Here is a 16,999-nt window from a genome sequence, read left to right as displayed (position 1 = left end):
TATTTATACTTATTATGTCCTTTGTTGGTTTACATATCCACAGCGATTACAGCTTGCTTGATGGTGCTAGTCAATTACCAGCACTGGTAGATCGAGTAATAGAGTTAGGCATGAAAGCGATCGCGCTTACCGATCATGGTGTAATGTATGGTGCGATCGAATTAATCAAAGTTTGTCGCAGTAAAAATGTCAAGCCAATTATTGGCAACGAAATGTATGTAATGAACGGCGATATTGAAAGTAAAGAACGCCGTCGAGTTCCTAAATATCACCAAGTTGTTTTAGCTAAAAATACTCAAGGTTATAAAAACTTAGTTAAGTTAACTACTATTTCTCACCTCAAAGGTATGCAAGGTAGCGGGATTTTTGCCCGTCCTTGTGTTAACAAAGAATTACTCGCACAGTATCGTGAAGGCTTGATAGTTACTAGCGCTTGTTTGGGTGGAGAAGTACCACAGGCAATTTTAGCAGGTAAACCAGATGTTGCTAGAAGAGTAGCACAGCAGTACAAAGATATATTTGGCGATGATTATTACTTAGAAATTCAAGATCACGGTTCGCCAGAAGATCGAATTGTTAATGTTGAAATTATTAAAATTGCCCGTGAATTAGGGATAAAGTTTGTTGCAACTAATGACTCGCATTTTATCTCTTGCTATGACGTTGAAGCACACGATGCGCTGCTATGCATTCAAACCAAAAAACTAATTAGTGAAGATAAGCGGATGCGCTACAGCGGTACAGAGTATCTCAAATCCGCTGAAGAGATGAAACAGCTATTTCGCGATCACTTACCAGAGGATGTAATTGCAGAAGCGATTGCAACTACAGTAGAAGTTGCCGATAAAGTCGAGCCGTATAATATTATGGGGGAATCTCGCATCCCTAATTATACAGTTCCTCCTGGGCATACCGCCGATACATATTTAGAACACGTTGCTTGGCAAGGATTATTTGAACGCTTCAACCGCAAATCCCATAATGAAATCGATCCTGTCTATAGAGATAGACTAGATTACGAACTGAAAATGATGCAACAGATGGGGTTTTCTACCTACTTTTTAGTAGTATGGGACTACATCAAATATGCTAGAGATAATAACATCCCAGTTGGTCCAGGTAGAGGCTGTGTTTTAGGCGATACGAAAGTGATGCTGGCAACTGGCAAAGAAGTTAATATTGAAGACATTCAAATCGGGCAACAGGTAGTAACTCATAAAGGAAATATTTTATCTGTTACTAATACGCACAAATACGAGTGTAACGAAGAAATAGTAAAAATCGGCGTAGCAAATGAAGAATTATGCCTAACGAAAGATCATAAAATCTGGGCAATAAAAGCTGAAAAATGTATTGTAAATAGTGAAAAACAAGCTAACGTATGTAAGCCAAGTTGCACACGATACTGTTCTGCGAAGCCGTATCAAGAGTATCAATTAGAATGGATAGAAGCAGGCAAACTCAGGAAAGATGATTTTGTTGTATTCCCTAGAGTCAAGTCTATAGAAAAAGAAATTAAATTTGATTTACTAGATTTTGTCGAATTAAAATCTTATCTCAAATATGATGCCAATTTTATTTGGTATGAGATTGGCACAAATCATTTACAGACCAAAAAGATTCCTAGACACATAGAATTTAGTGAAAATTTGGCTCGATTACTAGGTTATTACATTGCCGAGGGTTGGTCTAGACTAGGAGAAAGAGAAAATGCTATCGGCTTCGGTTTGTGTAGTGATGAAGTAAATTTTGCCCAAGAAATTACTATACTTTTAGAAAGAATCTTTGGTTTAGAAAGTAAAATAGTTTTTCATCTAACCAAAAAGTCATTACAAGTTCTTAGCTACTCAAGAATTGTTGGTGAGTTTTTAGCAGCTTTGTGTGGAATAGGCGCAAATCATAAGCATATACCTTGGGAAATAGTAACTAAAGGTAACTCAGATTACATCAAGATATTGATTGCTTACATCTTCAGAGGAGATGGTCATTCTGGAACGAAAGATAAGACAATTAATATAAAATGCACAACTACATCGCCTACACTAGCATCGCAACTAAGACTACTACTAGCACGTTTTGGTTATTGGTCATCTATTCTTAAAAGCCAGAAGCGTCACGAAAACTGGGCAGTAGAATACTCAGTTAAATTGTCAGGAAAGCAGCTTTTAAACTGGAATGCTGACTTTATGGACTTTCCTGTTGGTATTAAAACCCAAAGCTTTTATCGCAATGATAGTTTTTATATAGATGAAGACTACATTTACCTGAAAATAAAAAGCATAGATAGAATAAAGCACACAGGATATGTTTATGACATTAGCGTTCCTGGAGATACTTCTTATGTAGGCAACTCCATTGCTATTCATAACTCTGCGGCGGGTTCTTTAGTTGCTTATGCGCTGCGAATTACTAATATCGATCCCGTACATCATGGCTTGTTATTCGAGCGATTTTTGAATCCAGAACGCAAGTCAATGCCAGATATTGATACTGATTTTTGCATTGATAAACGCGACAAAGTTATTGATTACGTAACAGAAAAATATGGCGCTGATAAAGTAGCCCAAATTATTACTTTTAACAGGTTAACATCTAAAGCTGTATTAAAAGATGTTGCTAGAGTGTTGGATATTGCTTATGGGGATGCCGATCGCATGGCAAAATTAATTCCGGTAGTGCGGGGAAAACCGACTAAATTATCGGTAATGATTTCTGATGCTACACCAGAAAAAGAATTTAAGGAAAGATATGAAAGCGATCCTAACGTTCGCCATTGGGTTGATATGGCGCTGCGGGTAGAAGGAACGAATAAAACTTACGGAGTTCACGCAGCCGGAGTAGTAATTTCTTCAGAACCTTTAGATGAAATTGTCCCTTTACAAAAGAATAATGATGGTTCGGTGATCACTCAATACTTCATGGAAGATTTAGAATCGCTGGGACTATTGAAGATGGACTTTTTGGGATTGAGAAATTTAACTTTAATCCAAAAAACTGTAGATTTAATTAAACAAAATAGACATATAGATATCGATCCTGATGCACTGCCTTTAGAAGAAAGAAGAGTACAAAAAATACTTGCTAAAGGTGAAGTAAAAAGAATGCCTAAAGAAGTGCAAAATACTTACAAAATATTGGAAGCAGGCGAATTAGAAGGTATTTTTCAGCTTGAATCTTCAGGGATGAGACAAATAGTTAGAGATTTGAAACCATCTTGCATTGAAGATATCTCTTCTATATTGGCATTATATCGACCAGGACCTTTAGATGCAGGCTTAATTCCTGAATTTATCGATCGCAAACACGGTAGAGCGAAGATAGAATATCAAACTCCTTTGCAAGAATCTATTTTGGAAGAAACTTATGGAGTTTTAGTCTATCAAGAGCAAATTATGAAACAAGCTCAAGACTTAGCTGGGTATTCTTTAGGACAAGCAGATTTACTCAGACGAGCGATGGGTAAAAAGAAAGCCTCGGAAATGCAAAAACACCGAGAAACTTTTGTTGATGGTGCAGCAAAAAATGGAGTAAGAAAGCAATTAGCTGAATTTCTCTTCGAGCAAATGGTAAAGTTCGCTGAATATTGCTTCAACAAATCCCATTCAACAGCTTACGGATATGTAACTTATCAAACTGCTTATTTAAAGGCAAACTTTCCTGTTGAATACATGGCGGCGCTACTCACATCAAATAGCGGCGATACAGATAAGGTACAGAAATACATCGCTAATTGCTTGGCGATGAATATTACTATAGAACCAGTAGATATTAATCGCTCGATTATCGATTTTAAACCTTTAGAAGCAAGTATATTGTTTGGATTTTGTGCAGTACGAAATCTCGGACAAGGCGCGAGTAATTGTATTTTAGAAGCTAGAGAAAACGGCGGCGAATTTAAATCTTTATCTGATTTGTGCGATCGCGTAGACTTACGCACAGTCAACCGCCGCGCTATGGAAACCCTAATTTACTGCGGCGCTTTCGATCGCATCGAACCTAACCGCAATCAATTAATTCACGACTTAGATTTAACCTTAGATTGGGCGCAATCACGCCTCAAAGAACGCGCTAGCGGGCAAGTAAACCTATTTGACTGGGGTGGATTAACAAATAACGAACAAAACACTAATAGCTTTGAAGTAGCGCCTAAAGCCCAGCCAGTAGCCGACTTTTCGCAGCAAGAAAAGTTACACAAGGAAAAAGAGCTACTAGGGTTCTATGTATCCGATCATCCCCTAAAATCAGTACGTTCGGCAGCCCAAGTTTTAGCACCGATTAATCTTACTGACTTAGAAACGCAAAGTAGAAAAGCCCTACTGTGTGCAGTCGTCATTATCACCAGTATTAAACCGATAGTAACTAAAAAAGGCGATCGCATGGCGATCCTCAAACTCGAAGACTTGACAGGGCAAATAGAAGCGGTAGTATTTCCCAGAGTGTACGAGCAAATTGATTCGTTGCTAATTGCTGACGCGCGGTTGATTGTCTGGGGAAAAGCAGATCGTAAAGACGACGACGCGCTGCAGCTAATTGTCGAAAATGCCCAAGCGATTGAAAAAGTAGAAATGTTGATGGTAGAACTAACCATCGATCAAGCAGTTGACTTGCAAAAGCAACAATACCTAAAAAGCATCCTCCAAGAACAATCTGGCGACAAAGATAAAGCGCTAACACCAGTAATTGCGATCGTTACAGCCGCAAATCAGCGCCAGTTAGTCCGTTTTGGTCGTCAATATTGGGTGCAAAACTGTCATACTGCGATCGCTGCCCTCAAAGCTGCCAACTTCTTAGCCTACGCTCAACCTTTAGCACAATAAGTAAAATAGAAGCGATCGCCGACTTCATCAAAAACTCATGGATGACTCAATATTTATTATTTTCATCGCCTTCGGCTGTTTGTGGGCGCTAATGGGAATTGGAATATTAGTGCTATTTTTCCGCAGCGACAAAGAACAAGAAATGCCTTCAGGTAAATGGGGATTGGTAGTTGCTCTACCAATTATAATTCCGATGGCGATCGCTTTTGTCTATGCAGCAATCAATCGCGCTCCAGGCTAATAAAAGTCGCCTGAATCTTTTAAAGACTTAGACGATTTTCAATCTAGCCACCGCCTAGAGCAACGTTGTGGCAGTTTGCGTAGCAGCAATATTGAAAATATCTTTACAAGCGATCGCTAATTTGCGTACTGGATTTGACAACAATTTCTTGAAGTTTATGCGTATTATTTTATCAAAAAAATTTAATACTGACTAGGCAATATTACTTCAAAGCTACTTCTCATATAGGTTTAAATACACAAAAAATCCTCAATATGTACGAGTAATTACAGCAGGCAAGTATAAAGTTGCAGTAAAGCTTAGGGGTAAATACAGATAAAGAGCCAGAATTATGAGATATTTTAGCCAAAGATGACACAATAACTACTCAGAGCTACGAGTATCTACGAATACTGTAGGAACTGAGTAAAGTCGTCGCTAAAATAAAAGTGTGGAGACTTTATGGATCTAAGAGCAACCGCTTTACTTGCAGGCTTGGGAGTGGCGTTAACTATCAGTCAAGCAACACCTAGTACAGCACAGACATTTTCAGGAAATTCTAGCGGTACTTTTGGTACTCCTAATGCAGGATCTTATAGCAATCCAGTGTTTTCCGGCGTTGGAACTAATACATTTAACTGGGGATCGCCAGCAGGAACACCTGCAAATGAACTTAGTTTTACTGGAAACTCGTTTTCTGGCGAGTTAGATTCTTTGTTTGCAGTAGGCGATTTAACTTATTTCAACGGTACAGTTTCTTCAGATACTTTGGTTGATTCCGTACCTCTAGATATTGCCTTAGATTTTGGTCAGCCTGATAAAGCTAGTCAAGTTTTCCGCTTTGACTTCAGCCTATTTAGTACCCTAAATACTGGTACAGATGAGGAGAATGCTGACTTTGTTACTCCCATCAACAGTTTTGGCGATCGCAGTATTAGCTTTGGCGGTACTGAGTACACCTTGCAACTAACAGGCTTTAGCCAAGATGGCGGAAATACAATCGTTGACAGATTCAACGTCTTGGAAAATGAAAGCACTACAGCCGCTATTTACGGCAAAATTACCACTAAACCAGTTCCCGAACCTAGCTCTGTATTAGGTATTTTGGCACTAGGCGCGTTAGGTGGTGGTTCTATGCTCAAGCGCAAGCAACAAAAGAAAGCGGTCAAAATTTAAGTTAAGCTGAAAATTTAGATTGCTTTGGATTATTCGCGATCGCTACAGCGATCGCGAATATTTTTGTTTGAGTTTAGCGATCGCGTAATATTTGCCTAACTTCCATCAAAATTAAGCCCAGCATATTTTTCCCACTACCATCAGCACCGCAACCCCAGTAATAATCTCCTAGTGCATTTTCAACAATCAATTTACCGCCAGTAGATAGTAGCACCTCGCGAATATTGCTATGAGTTTCAAATTTTTTTAACACAGCTTGGCGCATGATATCGTCTTTTACTTGTTCCCAATCAGCACGCAAAGGGCGATCGCGCGATCTTCCCATATTGGCAGCATCCTTTGGTGTTTTTGCTTGTCTAACCTCTTCTAGATAAGGTGTACCAGCAAATTTTTGAGCTTGAAAGTAGTGTTCGCTAGTAATCCACCAAGCATTATCTAACTCAAAACCATGTAAAGAAAAGTTAGAAAAACATCCGTATTGTTCGCGGACGCTATAAAAGTATATTGTCATTAGCAAGTTTTAAGTCTTTAGGCTAAGTCTTCTTTTCGCACTCAAATTTTTCTAAATCGCAAGGAGGAATTTGGTTTGCTGTTAAAGTAATAACTCGTTCGTCTTGCCATACACTGATTGACTGCCCTAATTTGCGGTGCTTTTCTATTGCTTCTGCGATCGCTAACTTCACACCTGCATCAATTTTTTGATGTATCTGAGTTAAAGTTTGTTTATTCATTGGCGATTCTTATCATTTGATTCCAGATTTCAGCTTGATAAATAACTGGTTCTTGTTCGATTCCACAAGCTGCAACTATTTGAGGATTTGTTCGAGAATTATCATATACTATCCAACTATCGCATACTGGTATATACAATTGCTTTAAGTTTTTAATGCCTCTTGTATAGCGGCGACGGATGACAGGCTCAGGAATATTATGTCCGCCGCTTTCTACTCGCCTGCGTACTCGTTCTATAGCTAATTCGGGGCTGCGTAGCCAGAAGAAAATTAAGTTAATATTATAACTTTTCAGCTTAGATTTTTTCAAAAAACTAGCAAAGTGTCGAGCAGCAAGAGTAGTTTCAAAGGCAAAATCAACACCAGATGCAGCAAGCGCTTCTAACCTTGCTAACATTAACCTTCCAGCAAGAATAGCCACCGATTCTGAATTAAACATTGAAAGGCCTGTAGCAATTTCATCAGCATTAACATATTCAAAAACTTCTAAAAAATTTGGCAGTATTATTTGGGCTGTAGTTGTCTTACCCGAACCGTTTGCACCGCCAACTACATAAATATTAGGCATTGTCAATACTTTCAATAAGTTTGTGGCTGATTGAATTAAAAATTTAGTAGGATACGTTTATCTTAATATTTTAATAAAAATGGTTATAGTAACAGAATCAATAGCCCTACCAAGCTTGCCAGAACTAATTGATGGATTGCCAAATTTTTGCGGTTGGGAATCATTAGTAGATGAAGTAGTAAAAAGCGATCGCCCAGTATTTCTACCCACAACTAATCTAAAAGTAGAAAATATCAATGCCTGTTTTGCGATCGCCCTACATATGCAGCAGCCAATGATTCCAGCAGGAAACGATGGCTCATTAATTAGCAATTTGCAATATATGTTCGAGCATCCCCAAGAAGGCGACAACCACAACGCAGAGCCGTTTGCTCATTGTTACAGCCGCATGGCAGATATGATTATCGAACTTGTCGAGGGAGGCAAAAATCCGCGCGTGATGTTGGATTACTCTGGTAATTTGCTGTGGGGATTGCGGCAAATGGGGCGCGGGGATATATTAGAAAATCTCAAACGGATAACTTGCGATCGCACTTACCAGCCTTATGTAGAGTGGTTGGGGACAATGTGGAGTCATGCTGTAGTTCCTTCTACCCCAATTCCCGATATTAAATTGCATATTCGTGCTTGGCAACACCATTTTGCCGCAATTTTTGGTTGGGAAGCTTTAGCACGAGTCAAAGGCTTTTCGCCGCCGGAGATGCATCTACCCAACCATCCAGATACTTTGTTTGAATTTGTCAAAGCACTACTAGATTGCGGCTACCGTTGGCTAATGGTGCAAGAACATTCTGTAGAAACTCTAACAGGGCAACCATTACAGTACAAGCATTTACCGCATCAGTTAGTTGCGCGTAATTCCCAAGGCGAGACGTTGAGTATTACAGCTTTAATTAAGACACAAGGATCGGATACAAAATTAGTCGGGCAAATGCAGCCTTACTATGAGGCAAAAACATTATCAAAACAAGAATTAGCAGGCGTTCAGATACCGCCAATTGTTACGCAGATAGGAGATGGGGAAAACGGCGGCGTAATGATGAATGAGTTTCCCAGTGCATTTATGCAAGCTTGGCAGGAAGTCGGACAAAATGGGATTGTTGGGGCGACAGGGACAGAGTATTTGGAGTTAATTGAGTCAATCGGCTGTAAATCTGATGATTTTCCTACTTGTCAAGCTGTAGGACAACATTATATTTGGCAAAAAGTACAGTCAGCTAACCTAGATACAGTGGATGAGGCGATCGCTCAACTCAAGCAAGAAAACCCCAATTTTCATGTAGATGGCGCTTCTTGGACTAATAATCTTAGTTGGGTAAAAGGCTACGAGAACGTTTTAACTCCAATGAACGAACTTAGTGCGTTGTTTCATAAAACAGTAGATCCGGCGCTTTCGCAGCAAACTAGCTATCGGAAGGCATTGCTATACAATCTGTTGTTGCAAACCAGTTGTTTTCGTTATTGGGGACAAGGTGCGTGGACAGACTACGCGCGGGAAATTTATCGGCGCGGGGAAAAGGCGTTAACAGATAATTTTTAACAACAGCAAGGCGATCGCTGCTCGACTGAGCAACAACATCTTCTTTCAGCATAAACTCTTTGTAAGTATTTTTAGCTGAATATAGATGTGCCTGAATTAGTCCCAATTCTAATTATTCTGTTACTGATTGCCACTAGCGTCGCCTTGGTTTCTCGGAAACTAGGAATACCTTATGTTACGGGATTAGTGCTAGCAGGTTTGCCCATCAATGAGTTATTGTCTCGTCGCGTGGGCTTAGACCCATACCTAGTATTAAATCTTTTTCTGCCAATTTTAATTTTTGAAGCTGGCATTAATACAGATGTCAGCCGCCTCCGCAGCACTTTCAAACCAATTGCCCTTTTAGCTGGTCCTGGGGCGGTAGCAAGCTCTGCTATTATCGCTGTGCTATTAAACTTTGGGCTGAGACTAGACTGGATATCTGCCTCACTTCTAGGCGTAATTTTGGCAAATACAGATACAGTATCGATGATTGCTGTATTTAAAGATATTCCCGTTCCGGCAAGACTTTCTACTATCGTCGAAGGCGAAACTCTATTTAACGATGCCGCCGCTTTAGTTTTATTCAACCTAATTTTAAAAGTATATTCTACAGGCTCCCTAACGTTTGTAGAAGGCATCCAAGAACTGCTATTTGTTGCTTTAGGAGGCAGCTTAGTAGGATTAGTTTTGGGCTACTTGAGCATCCCTGTATTTGCGCGTTTAAACGATCCTTTTAGCAGTCTCTTACTAACTGTTGCCGTTGCATTAGGAACCTCTCAGGTGGGGCAATTTCTTGGTGTGTCTGGTCCTGTAGCAGTTGTTGTAGCTGGGTTAATTTTTGGGAATCTGGGACTTTCTCAGACCGATTCAGCAGGCGATCGCCTATCACTACTAAGTTTCTGGGAATATGCCAGTTTTGGGGTCAACACTTTTATATTTTTGCTCATTGGTATAGAAATAAACCCAGTCACGCTAGGTAAGATTCTGCCAGCAGTTTTATTGGCATTTTTAGCTTATCAAGTAGGGCGCATTTTTACTGTCTACCCCTTACTTGCTGGAGTGCGTTGGATCGATCGTGCCATTCCTTGGCGCTGGCAACACCTACTGTTTATCGGCAATATCAAAGGTTCGCTCTCAATGGCTTTAGCGTTGAGTTTGCCTACCAACTTGCCAGGGCGAGAAAATTTAATTGCTTTAGTTTATGGTTGCGTGTTGGTATCATTGGTAGGTCAAGGCTTGAGCTTGCCCTGGCTAGTAAAACGCTTAAAATTAGCTAAATTTTCCGAAACTCGCCAGCAAATTGAAGAACTGCAAGCCCAGTTAATGACAGGCAAAGCCGCACAAGATGAATTAGATAGCTTATTGAGAGCGGGAGTATTGCCCAAAGCCGTGTACGAAGAAATGCGGGCAAGTTATCAAGTGCGAGTAGCAGGGGCAGAAAAAGCACTGCGAGAAATATATAACCGCCGCCCTGATACACTTGACGCTACTAAAGGCGATCGCTCCTTACTTGATGCTATTCGCCGTCACTTGCTATTAGCAGAAAAAGGAGCTTTAAACCAGGCAAGCCGCAAGCAAATTCTATCTGGCGAAGTTGTGCGATCGCGTTTGCAAAATATTGACGAGCAACTGCTAAAACTAGAAGACGATTAGCAGTGAGTATGGCTGCATCCAAGTTATTTGCAACCTTCGATGAAATCAATAACCTGATGCAGCGAACCTGGCTTTGTAACAATTAATACTGTCGAGCCAGGTTCCAATATAGTATTTCCGTTAGGAATTATCAAATCCTCATGAGGATGAGGTTGATAGCCAATAATCAAAGAACCTGTAGGAAACCGAGAGTCTTGAGCAATTTGGGCAACGCTACGCCCTGCGACATAACAATTATTTGGGATAGCAAGTTTTAGCACCTCAATTTGTCCCTGCTCAAAATGCATGATTGATTCTACTTGAGGATATTCGATCGCATTTACCATAGTTGACACTGCTAAATCTACAGTGCTAACTATATGATTTGCTCCTGCTATCCGTAATGGTTCGCCAAAATCACGGTGACGCATCCGAGCGAGTATATGGGGCGCTCCGTAGTGTTTGGCAAGTGTTACCATAGCTAAATTTAGGGCATCGCTGCGTAATGCCGCTACCACTGAGTCAGCTTTACGAATCCCAGCTTCTAGCAACACTTCTGTACTTACAGCACTGCCTTCAAAAGCCATCACTCCTACTTGTTCGCGGGCATAACGGCAGGCAACGGGATCGAGATCGATTACAGCCACCGTATGACCTAATTCTATAAGTCTGTGTGCTAAACTCAGCCCAATTAAACCGCCGCCACCAATTAGCACGTACATAGATAGGTTGCCTTCTTACGCTCTTAATATTTTGCTTTAGTTTACAAGTTACTAATGTTTTTCGTTGGCTTTAATTTTTAGCTATTATCCTGCAAAGCTTCTGCTATGCGTAATTTAGCAGAACGCGATCGCGGATTACTTGCTATTTCGTCTTCTTGGGCGGTAATTGGCTTTTTTGTAATTACCTGCAATAACGGCGATTCACGCAGGCTGTGCTTGACGATTCGATCTTCCAAGCTATGAAAGCTGATAACGGCAATTCTGCCACCAGGTACGAGAGAAATTGGCGCGCTGTTTAAGAACTTTTCTACTGCTGTTAATTCTTCATTGACTACAATTCGCAAAGCTTGAAATACGCGAGTAGCTGGGTGAATCCTACCATAACGATACTGCTTGGGTACGCAGCGGGCGATCGCTTCTGCTAGTTCTGTTGTAGTTGTAAACGGGCGATCTTCTACTATTCTCCTTGCTATCCGCCGCGATAGTCTCTCTTCTCCATATTTAAAGAAAATATCTGCTAGCTGCTTTTCATCCCAACTATTTACTACTTCTTGTGCTGTCAAATCTCGCCGCCTATCCATCCGCATATCTAAGGGCGCGGTGCTACGAAAACTAAAGCCTCGTTCTGCGGCATCAAGATGGTATGAGCTTACACCTAAGTCTGCTATTATACCATCAAATTTGGCTTTTTTATACTCAAAATCGGCGTAATTAGTCAAAATAAATTGAATGCGACCTTCATATTCAGCAAGATGTAGGGTAGACGCAGCGATCGCCTCTTCATCCCAATCTAAAGCTGTTACCTTAACATCAGGATATGCCTGTAAAATTAACTTGCTATGACCGCCACCACCTACGGTAGCATCTAAATAATGCCCACCAGGACGAATTGCCAAACCTGCAATCAATTCGCGGCTTAAGACAGGTACGTGAATAAATGCCTGCAACTCGTCTGCTTCAATCCCAAGCTCCATATAATTAATAAAGAAATACAAAAATAAACATTAAGCACTTAATATTTATAGTGCCTACTAACTTCAAATTACCGCTAATTTCCGAGCAATTTTGGCGGTTCCATCTAAAATTTGCATTTCAAAGGTAAATGACGAACCTATGGCAAGAATAGAAACTAGAACTGAACCGATGGTTCTCAACATGGGACCTCACCACCCCTCAATGCATGGAGTGATGCGGTTGATCGTAACTCTAGATGGAGAAGATGTAGTAGACTGCGAACCTGTAATGGGCTACTTGCATCGCGGTATGGAAAAAATAGCCGAGAATCGTACAAATATTATGTACGTTCCTTACGTTAGCAGGTGGGACTATGCGGCAGGAATGTTTAACGAAGCTGTTAGCGTTAATGCACCAGAACAACTAGCTGGTATTCCCGTTCCCAAACGTGCTAGCTATATCCGCGTAATTATGCTGGAATTAAATCGGATTGCTAACCATTTACTATGGTTAGGACCATTTATGGCTGATGTGGGCGCTCAAACTCCCTTTTTCTACATTTTCCGCGAACGGGAGATGATTTACGATTTATGGGAAGCAGCTACAGGCTATCGGATGGTAAATAACAACTACTTCCGTATTGGCGGTGTAGCTGTGGATTTGCCTTACGGTTGGGTAGATAAGTGTCAAGAATTTGTCGATTACTTCTATCCCAAAGTTGACGAGTACGAACGCCTAATTACTAATAACCCTATTTTTAGACGGCGGGTGGAAGGTGTTGGCACTATTAGCCGCGAAGATGCTATCAATTGGGGGCTATCAGGTCCAATGTTACGCGCTTCTGGCGTAAAGTGGGATTTACGCAAAGTTGACCACTACGAATGCTATGACGATTTTGATTGGGACGTACAGTGGGAAACAGCAGGAGATTGTTTTGCCCGTTATTTAGTACGGATTCGGGAAATGCGCGAATCAGTCAAGATTCTCAACCAAGCTATTAAAGCACTTCCTGGCGGTCCTTACGAAAACCTAGAAGCCAAACGCATAGCAGCAGGACCAAAATCGGAATGGAATGGTCCTGATTACCAGTACATTAGCAAGAAAGTTGCGCCCACATTCAAAATTCCTAAAGGCGAATACTACGCCCGCGTTGAAAGTGGTAAAGGCGAACTAGGAATTTACCTAGTTGGCGATGATAATGTCTTCCCTTGGCGGTGGAAAATCCGCGCTGCTGACTTCAACAATTTGCAAATTTTCCCTCACATCCTAAGAGGCGTAAAAGTTGCCGATATCGTGACGATTTTAGGTAGCGTCGATATTATTATGGGTTCTGTTGACCGTTAAATAAGGACGAAGGATGAATTTTGATAATTTAGACAATAAATTCCATCCTTCTGATGATTCTAATCCGGTGTTGGGCGATCGCATTATCTCTCGTATCAATGCTAGTCCCCAGCGCCGGATTACTTTTGCCCAATTTATGGAGTTGGCTCTGTACGATCCTCAAGATGGCTATTATGCTAAAAAAGCTGTAGATATTGGGGCGCAAGGAGACTTTTTTACTTCTCCGCATTTAGGAACTGACTTTGGCGAGTTGTTAGCGACTCAATTTGCTCAAATGTGGGAAATTTTGGGGCAGCCTGTACCTTTTACGCTGGTAGAGATGGGCGCAGGGCAAGGAATTTTAGCTGCTGATATTATCAAGTATTTGTATAAAAACTACCAAAGTTGTTTTCAAGCTTTAGAGTACGTCATAGTTGAGCTATCCCCAGGCTTAAAGCAGCAGCAGCAACTATTAAAAGGTTTAGCAGCAGACAAAGTTAGTTGGCGCAGTTTAGAGGAAATAGCTGATAATTCAATCATTGGCTGTATATTTTCCAACGAATTGCTTGATGCTATGCCAATTCACTTATTTTTGCTTGAAAATGGGCAATTAGGGGAAATTTATGTATCTACATCTAACGAAGCAGCTTTTATAGAGATTGTTAGCGCACCTTCCTCACCGCGATTAGCCCAGTATTTTGATTTGGTTGGAGTAGACATAGCGCAAATAGCTAGTAATGGAAGCTATCGCAGCGAGATTAATTTAGCTGCCCTAGATTGGCTAAGTACAGTAGCCCAAAAACTACAGCGTGGGTATTTGTTGACAATAGATTACGGTTACTCGGCTACTCGTTACTATAACCCGATGCGAAGTCAAGGAACTTTGCAGTGCTACTATCGCCACCAACACCACAATAATCCTTATATCAATATTGGGCGGCAAGATATCACTGCTCATGTAGACTTTACTGCATTAGAACGGTGGGGCGATGCGTGTGGGTTGCAAAAACTTGGATTTACTCAGCAAGGATTGTTTTTGATGGCGCTGGGATTGGGCGAACGGATTGCAGCAATTTCTAGCAATACTGGAGATTTGAATCATTTATTACAGCGCCGCGACGCTTTACATCAGTTAATAGATCCTCAGGGATTGGGCGGGTTTGGTGTTTTGCTGCAATGTAAAGGCTTAACTTCACAGGAAATATCAACGCAGCCTACAGGTTTGAGTTGTTAGATTTTGTTGTAGGAACGCAGATGTAGGCGTAAGCCTTGCCGTAGGCTACGCAGATAAACGCAGATGAAAATCGATGCTGTTTGTAGCTGCAGAATCTTAAAACTAGATTAATCGTTCGAGGGTACGAGTCTTTTTTCCTGCACAGTAATTACATTAGTAACTGATATACCAAGGAAAAACTATGACAACTCATGACTTGTTGATGCTAATTGTGCTACTTGTACCTGGAATTTTGCTTTCGGTGGTAATTATGCTGACTTTTGCTGCTGGTGGGTAAAACGTTAATTTGAGTACAGAAGTGCGATCGCGCGTAACCTTACAATCTACGAAAAAGTAAAAGGATGAAAGTTGCTGTATTCAGCACCAAATCTTACGACCGTAAGTTTCTAGAAGCTGCAAACACCGAATACCAACATGAATTAGTCTTCCTAGAACCGCGTTTAACTCCAGAAACGTGTATGTTAGCTGCAGGTTCGCAAGCTGTTTGTGCTTTTGTCAACGATCAATTAGATGCTAAAACTCTAACTGGGTTAGCAAGCCAAGGCATTAAACTAATTGCTTTGCGTTCTGCTGGTTTTAATAATGTAGACATTGGCAAAGCAACTGAATTAGGGATGACTGTTGTTAGGGTTCCAGCTTACTCGCCTTATGCCGTCGCCGAACATACTATTGGCTTAATCCTTACTCTTAATCGGCGCATTCATCGCGCTTATGCCCGCATCCGCGAGGGTAATTTTTCCTTAGATGGACTTTTAGGGTTTGATTTACATGGTAAAACCATCGGTATTATTGGTACGGGGAAAATTGGCACACTTGTAGCGCAAATTTTGAAAGCTTTTGGCTGTAAGTTAGTAGCCTATGACAATTCGCCGAGTTCGCGCTTGTGTCAAGAGTTAGAAGTAGAGTATGTATCGCTGCCTCAACTATTGGCTACTGCCGATATTATTAGTCTGCACTGTCCTTTGATCCCAGACACTTATCACCTAATTAACGCAGAAACGATAGCGCAGATGAAAACAGGTGTTATGCTAATCAACACAAGTCGAGGAGCGTTAATTGATACCAAAGCAGTAATTAATGGCTTAAAATCAGGTAAAATCGGCTATCTTGGTTTAGATGTTTACGAGCAGGAGGGAGACTTATTTTTTGAAGATTTTTCTAATACAGTGATTCAAGACGATCTTTTTGAACGCTTACTCACTTTTCCTAACGTCCTGATAACAGGACATCAAGCCTTTTTCACTGTTGATGCTTTAAATAGTATTGCCAAGACAACCCTGGCAAACATTTCAGACTTTGAACGAGGCATTTGCCCCAATCGAGTTAAAGCTGAAATAGCACCAACTAATCATTAAGGCTGATATAGAATAATCAACTCTAGGAATAGAAATTCTAGTTTTTGCTACTAGCCCTCTCTATCTTCGTGTTGATGAATCGAATTATCGGACTCAGTAAGGTTGAAAGATACCTAAAAACCGTTTTCTCTTTCTGAGGCGGTGCTGATAGCTAGGATATCGCCTAGTAAACGATTTCAAGTTGTCATTCCCCACATAAAAACAGCAAAATTATGGAATCCCAACTACAACAACAAGAATACGCTGATACCACCCGTCCAGAAAATATTGAGGTATCGCAACCAGGAACTATAGTAACGATACCGCCAAGCAGCCAAACTGACAAAAAATTGCAGGAAGTAGGTTCGCAAGTTTCAGAATTTTTAGCAAAGCTACCCAATATTATTGGCAAATTTTGGGCTGATTATAAAGACCCAATTATTAGCCTTGGTCTAATTTTCGCCGCAATTATCACAGTAAAAGTAGTGTTAGCTGTTATTGATGCCCTCAACGACATCCCATTACTAGCCCCTACTTTTGAACTAATTGGTATTGCTTACTCAGCTTGGTTCGTCAATCGCTACTTACTTAAAGCTTCAAACCGCCAAGAGTTAGCGCAAGAGATTGAAAAGCTCAAAGGTCAAGTAGTTGGCAGCCAACAAGTACAATAGTTAGTTTATAGGCGATCGCTTCATATAAGAGCGATCGCCTATCTTATTACCAGTTGTTAGCAAACACAAGCCCCAAATTTATTGGTGGCAAGTAT

The 16,999-nt window shown here is 40.7% G+C and carries 14 protein-coding genes; 9 read left to right on the top strand and 5 right to left on the bottom strand.

From position 1 onward, the window contains the following. Positions 1-14 precede the first annotated feature (14 nt). From dnaE to UH38_RS08965, 3 genes are all read left to right on the top strand, one after another. Positions 15-4,817 (top strand): DNA polymerase III subunit alpha, encoded by a 4,803-nt coding sequence (dnaE, locus tag UH38_RS08975; RefSeq protein ID WP_082065347.1) that lies wholly within the window; start codon positions 15-17, stop codon positions 4,815-4,817. A gap of 37 nt (positions 4,818-4,854) precedes the next feature. Continuing rightward, positions 4,855-5,058: a hypothetical protein gene (locus tag UH38_RS08970; RefSeq protein WP_045054309.1), complete on the top strand. Its 204-nt coding sequence runs from the start codon at positions 4,855-4,857 to the stop codon at positions 5,056-5,058. Between the two features lie 441 nt (positions 5,059-5,499). After that, the gene (locus tag UH38_RS08965; RefSeq protein WP_045054308.1) at positions 5,500-6,213 is read left to right on the top strand and encodes a PEP-CTERM sorting domain-containing protein; all 714 of its coding nucleotides are present in this window, start codon (positions 5,500-5,502) and stop codon (positions 6,211-6,213) included. A 73-nt stretch (positions 6,214-6,286) separates the two neighbouring features. Here UH38_RS08965 and UH38_RS08960 read toward each other — a convergent pair whose 3' ends face one another. The 3 genes from UH38_RS08960 to UH38_RS08950 are packed head-to-tail and all read right to left on the bottom strand — an operon-like array spanning position 6,287 to position 7,512. Then, the gene (locus UH38_RS08960) at positions 6,287-6,724 is read right to left on the bottom strand and encodes an NADAR family protein (RefSeq protein WP_045054307.1); all 438 of its coding nucleotides are present in this window, start codon (positions 6,722-6,724) and stop codon (positions 6,287-6,289) included. 22 nt (positions 6,725-6,746) lie between these two features. Beyond that, on the bottom strand, positions 6,747-6,944 hold the full coding sequence (locus tag UH38_RS08955; RefSeq protein ID WP_045054306.1) for a hypothetical protein: 198 nt from the start codon (positions 6,942-6,944) through the stop codon (positions 6,747-6,749). Next, positions 6,937-7,512 carry a zeta toxin family protein gene (locus UH38_RS08950; RefSeq protein WP_045054305.1) on the bottom strand — a complete coding sequence of 192 codons (576 nt, stop codon included), beginning with the start codon at positions 7,510-7,512 and terminating at the stop codon, positions 6,937-6,939. Before UH38_RS08950 ends, UH38_RS08955 begins: the two co-directional genes overlap by 8 nt. A gap of 79 nt (positions 7,513-7,591) precedes the next feature. Here UH38_RS08950 and UH38_RS08945 point away from each other — a divergent pair, with 79 nt between their 5' ends. Together UH38_RS08945 and UH38_RS08940 are read left to right on the top strand one after the other, a co-directional pair. Continuing rightward, a complete protein-coding gene (locus UH38_RS08945) occupies positions 7,592-9,052 on the top strand; it encodes a glycosyl hydrolase family 57 (RefSeq protein ID WP_144405652.1) in 1,461 nt (486 codons plus the stop codon). Positions 9,053-9,133: 81 nt separating this feature from the next. Further along, entirely contained in the window at positions 9,134-10,687 is a 1,554-nt protein-coding gene (locus tag UH38_RS08940; protein ID WP_045054304.1) for a cation:proton antiporter, read from the top strand. Positions 10,688-10,710: 23 nt separating this feature from the next. Here the strand turns inward: UH38_RS08940 and UH38_RS08935 are convergent, their stop codons facing one another. Then, positions 10,711-11,388: a potassium channel family protein gene (locus UH38_RS08935; RefSeq protein ID WP_045054303.1), complete on the bottom strand. Its 678-nt coding sequence runs from the start codon at positions 11,386-11,388 to the stop codon at positions 10,711-10,713. Between the two features lie 77 nt (positions 11,389-11,465). After that, positions 11,466-12,362 (bottom strand): 16S rRNA (cytosine(1402)-N(4))-methyltransferase RsmH, encoded by an 897-nt coding sequence (rsmH, locus tag UH38_RS08930; protein WP_045054302.1) that lies wholly within the window; start codon positions 12,360-12,362, stop codon positions 11,466-11,468. Between the two features lie 139 nt (positions 12,363-12,501). On the opposite strand from rsmH, the gene UH38_RS08925 reads away from it, so the two are divergent. The 4 genes from UH38_RS08925 (at position 12,502) to UH38_RS08910 (ending at position 16,904) form a co-directional block, all read left to right on the top strand. Further along, positions 12,502-13,686, top strand: a complete 1,185-nt coding sequence (locus UH38_RS08925; RefSeq protein WP_045054301.1) for an NAD(P)H-quinone oxidoreductase subunit H — start codon at positions 12,502-12,504, stop codon at positions 13,684-13,686. Positions 13,687-13,699: 13 nt separating this feature from the next. After that, complete coding sequence (locus tag UH38_RS08920; protein WP_045054300.1) at positions 13,700-14,899, top strand: class I SAM-dependent methyltransferase; 1,200 nt, start codon at positions 13,700-13,702, stop codon at positions 14,897-14,899. Between the two features lie 341 nt (positions 14,900-15,240). Further along, positions 15,241-16,254 (top strand): 2-hydroxyacid dehydrogenase, encoded by a 1,014-nt coding sequence (locus UH38_RS08915; protein ID WP_045054299.1) that lies wholly within the window; start codon positions 15,241-15,243, stop codon positions 16,252-16,254. A gap of 212 nt (positions 16,255-16,466) precedes the next feature. Continuing rightward, positions 16,467-16,904, top strand: a complete 438-nt coding sequence (locus tag UH38_RS08910) for a CAAD domain-containing protein (RefSeq protein ID WP_045054298.1) — start codon at positions 16,467-16,469, stop codon at positions 16,902-16,904. Positions 16,905-16,999: the final 95 nt, after the last annotated feature.

Source organism: Aliterella atlantica CENA595, assembly GCF_000952155.1.
GTDB classification, from domain to species: Bacteria; Cyanobacteriota; Cyanobacteriia; order Cyanobacteriales; family Chroococcidiopsidaceae; genus Aliterella; species Aliterella atlantica.
This window is presented reverse-complemented; position numbering and strand designations above follow the sequence as displayed.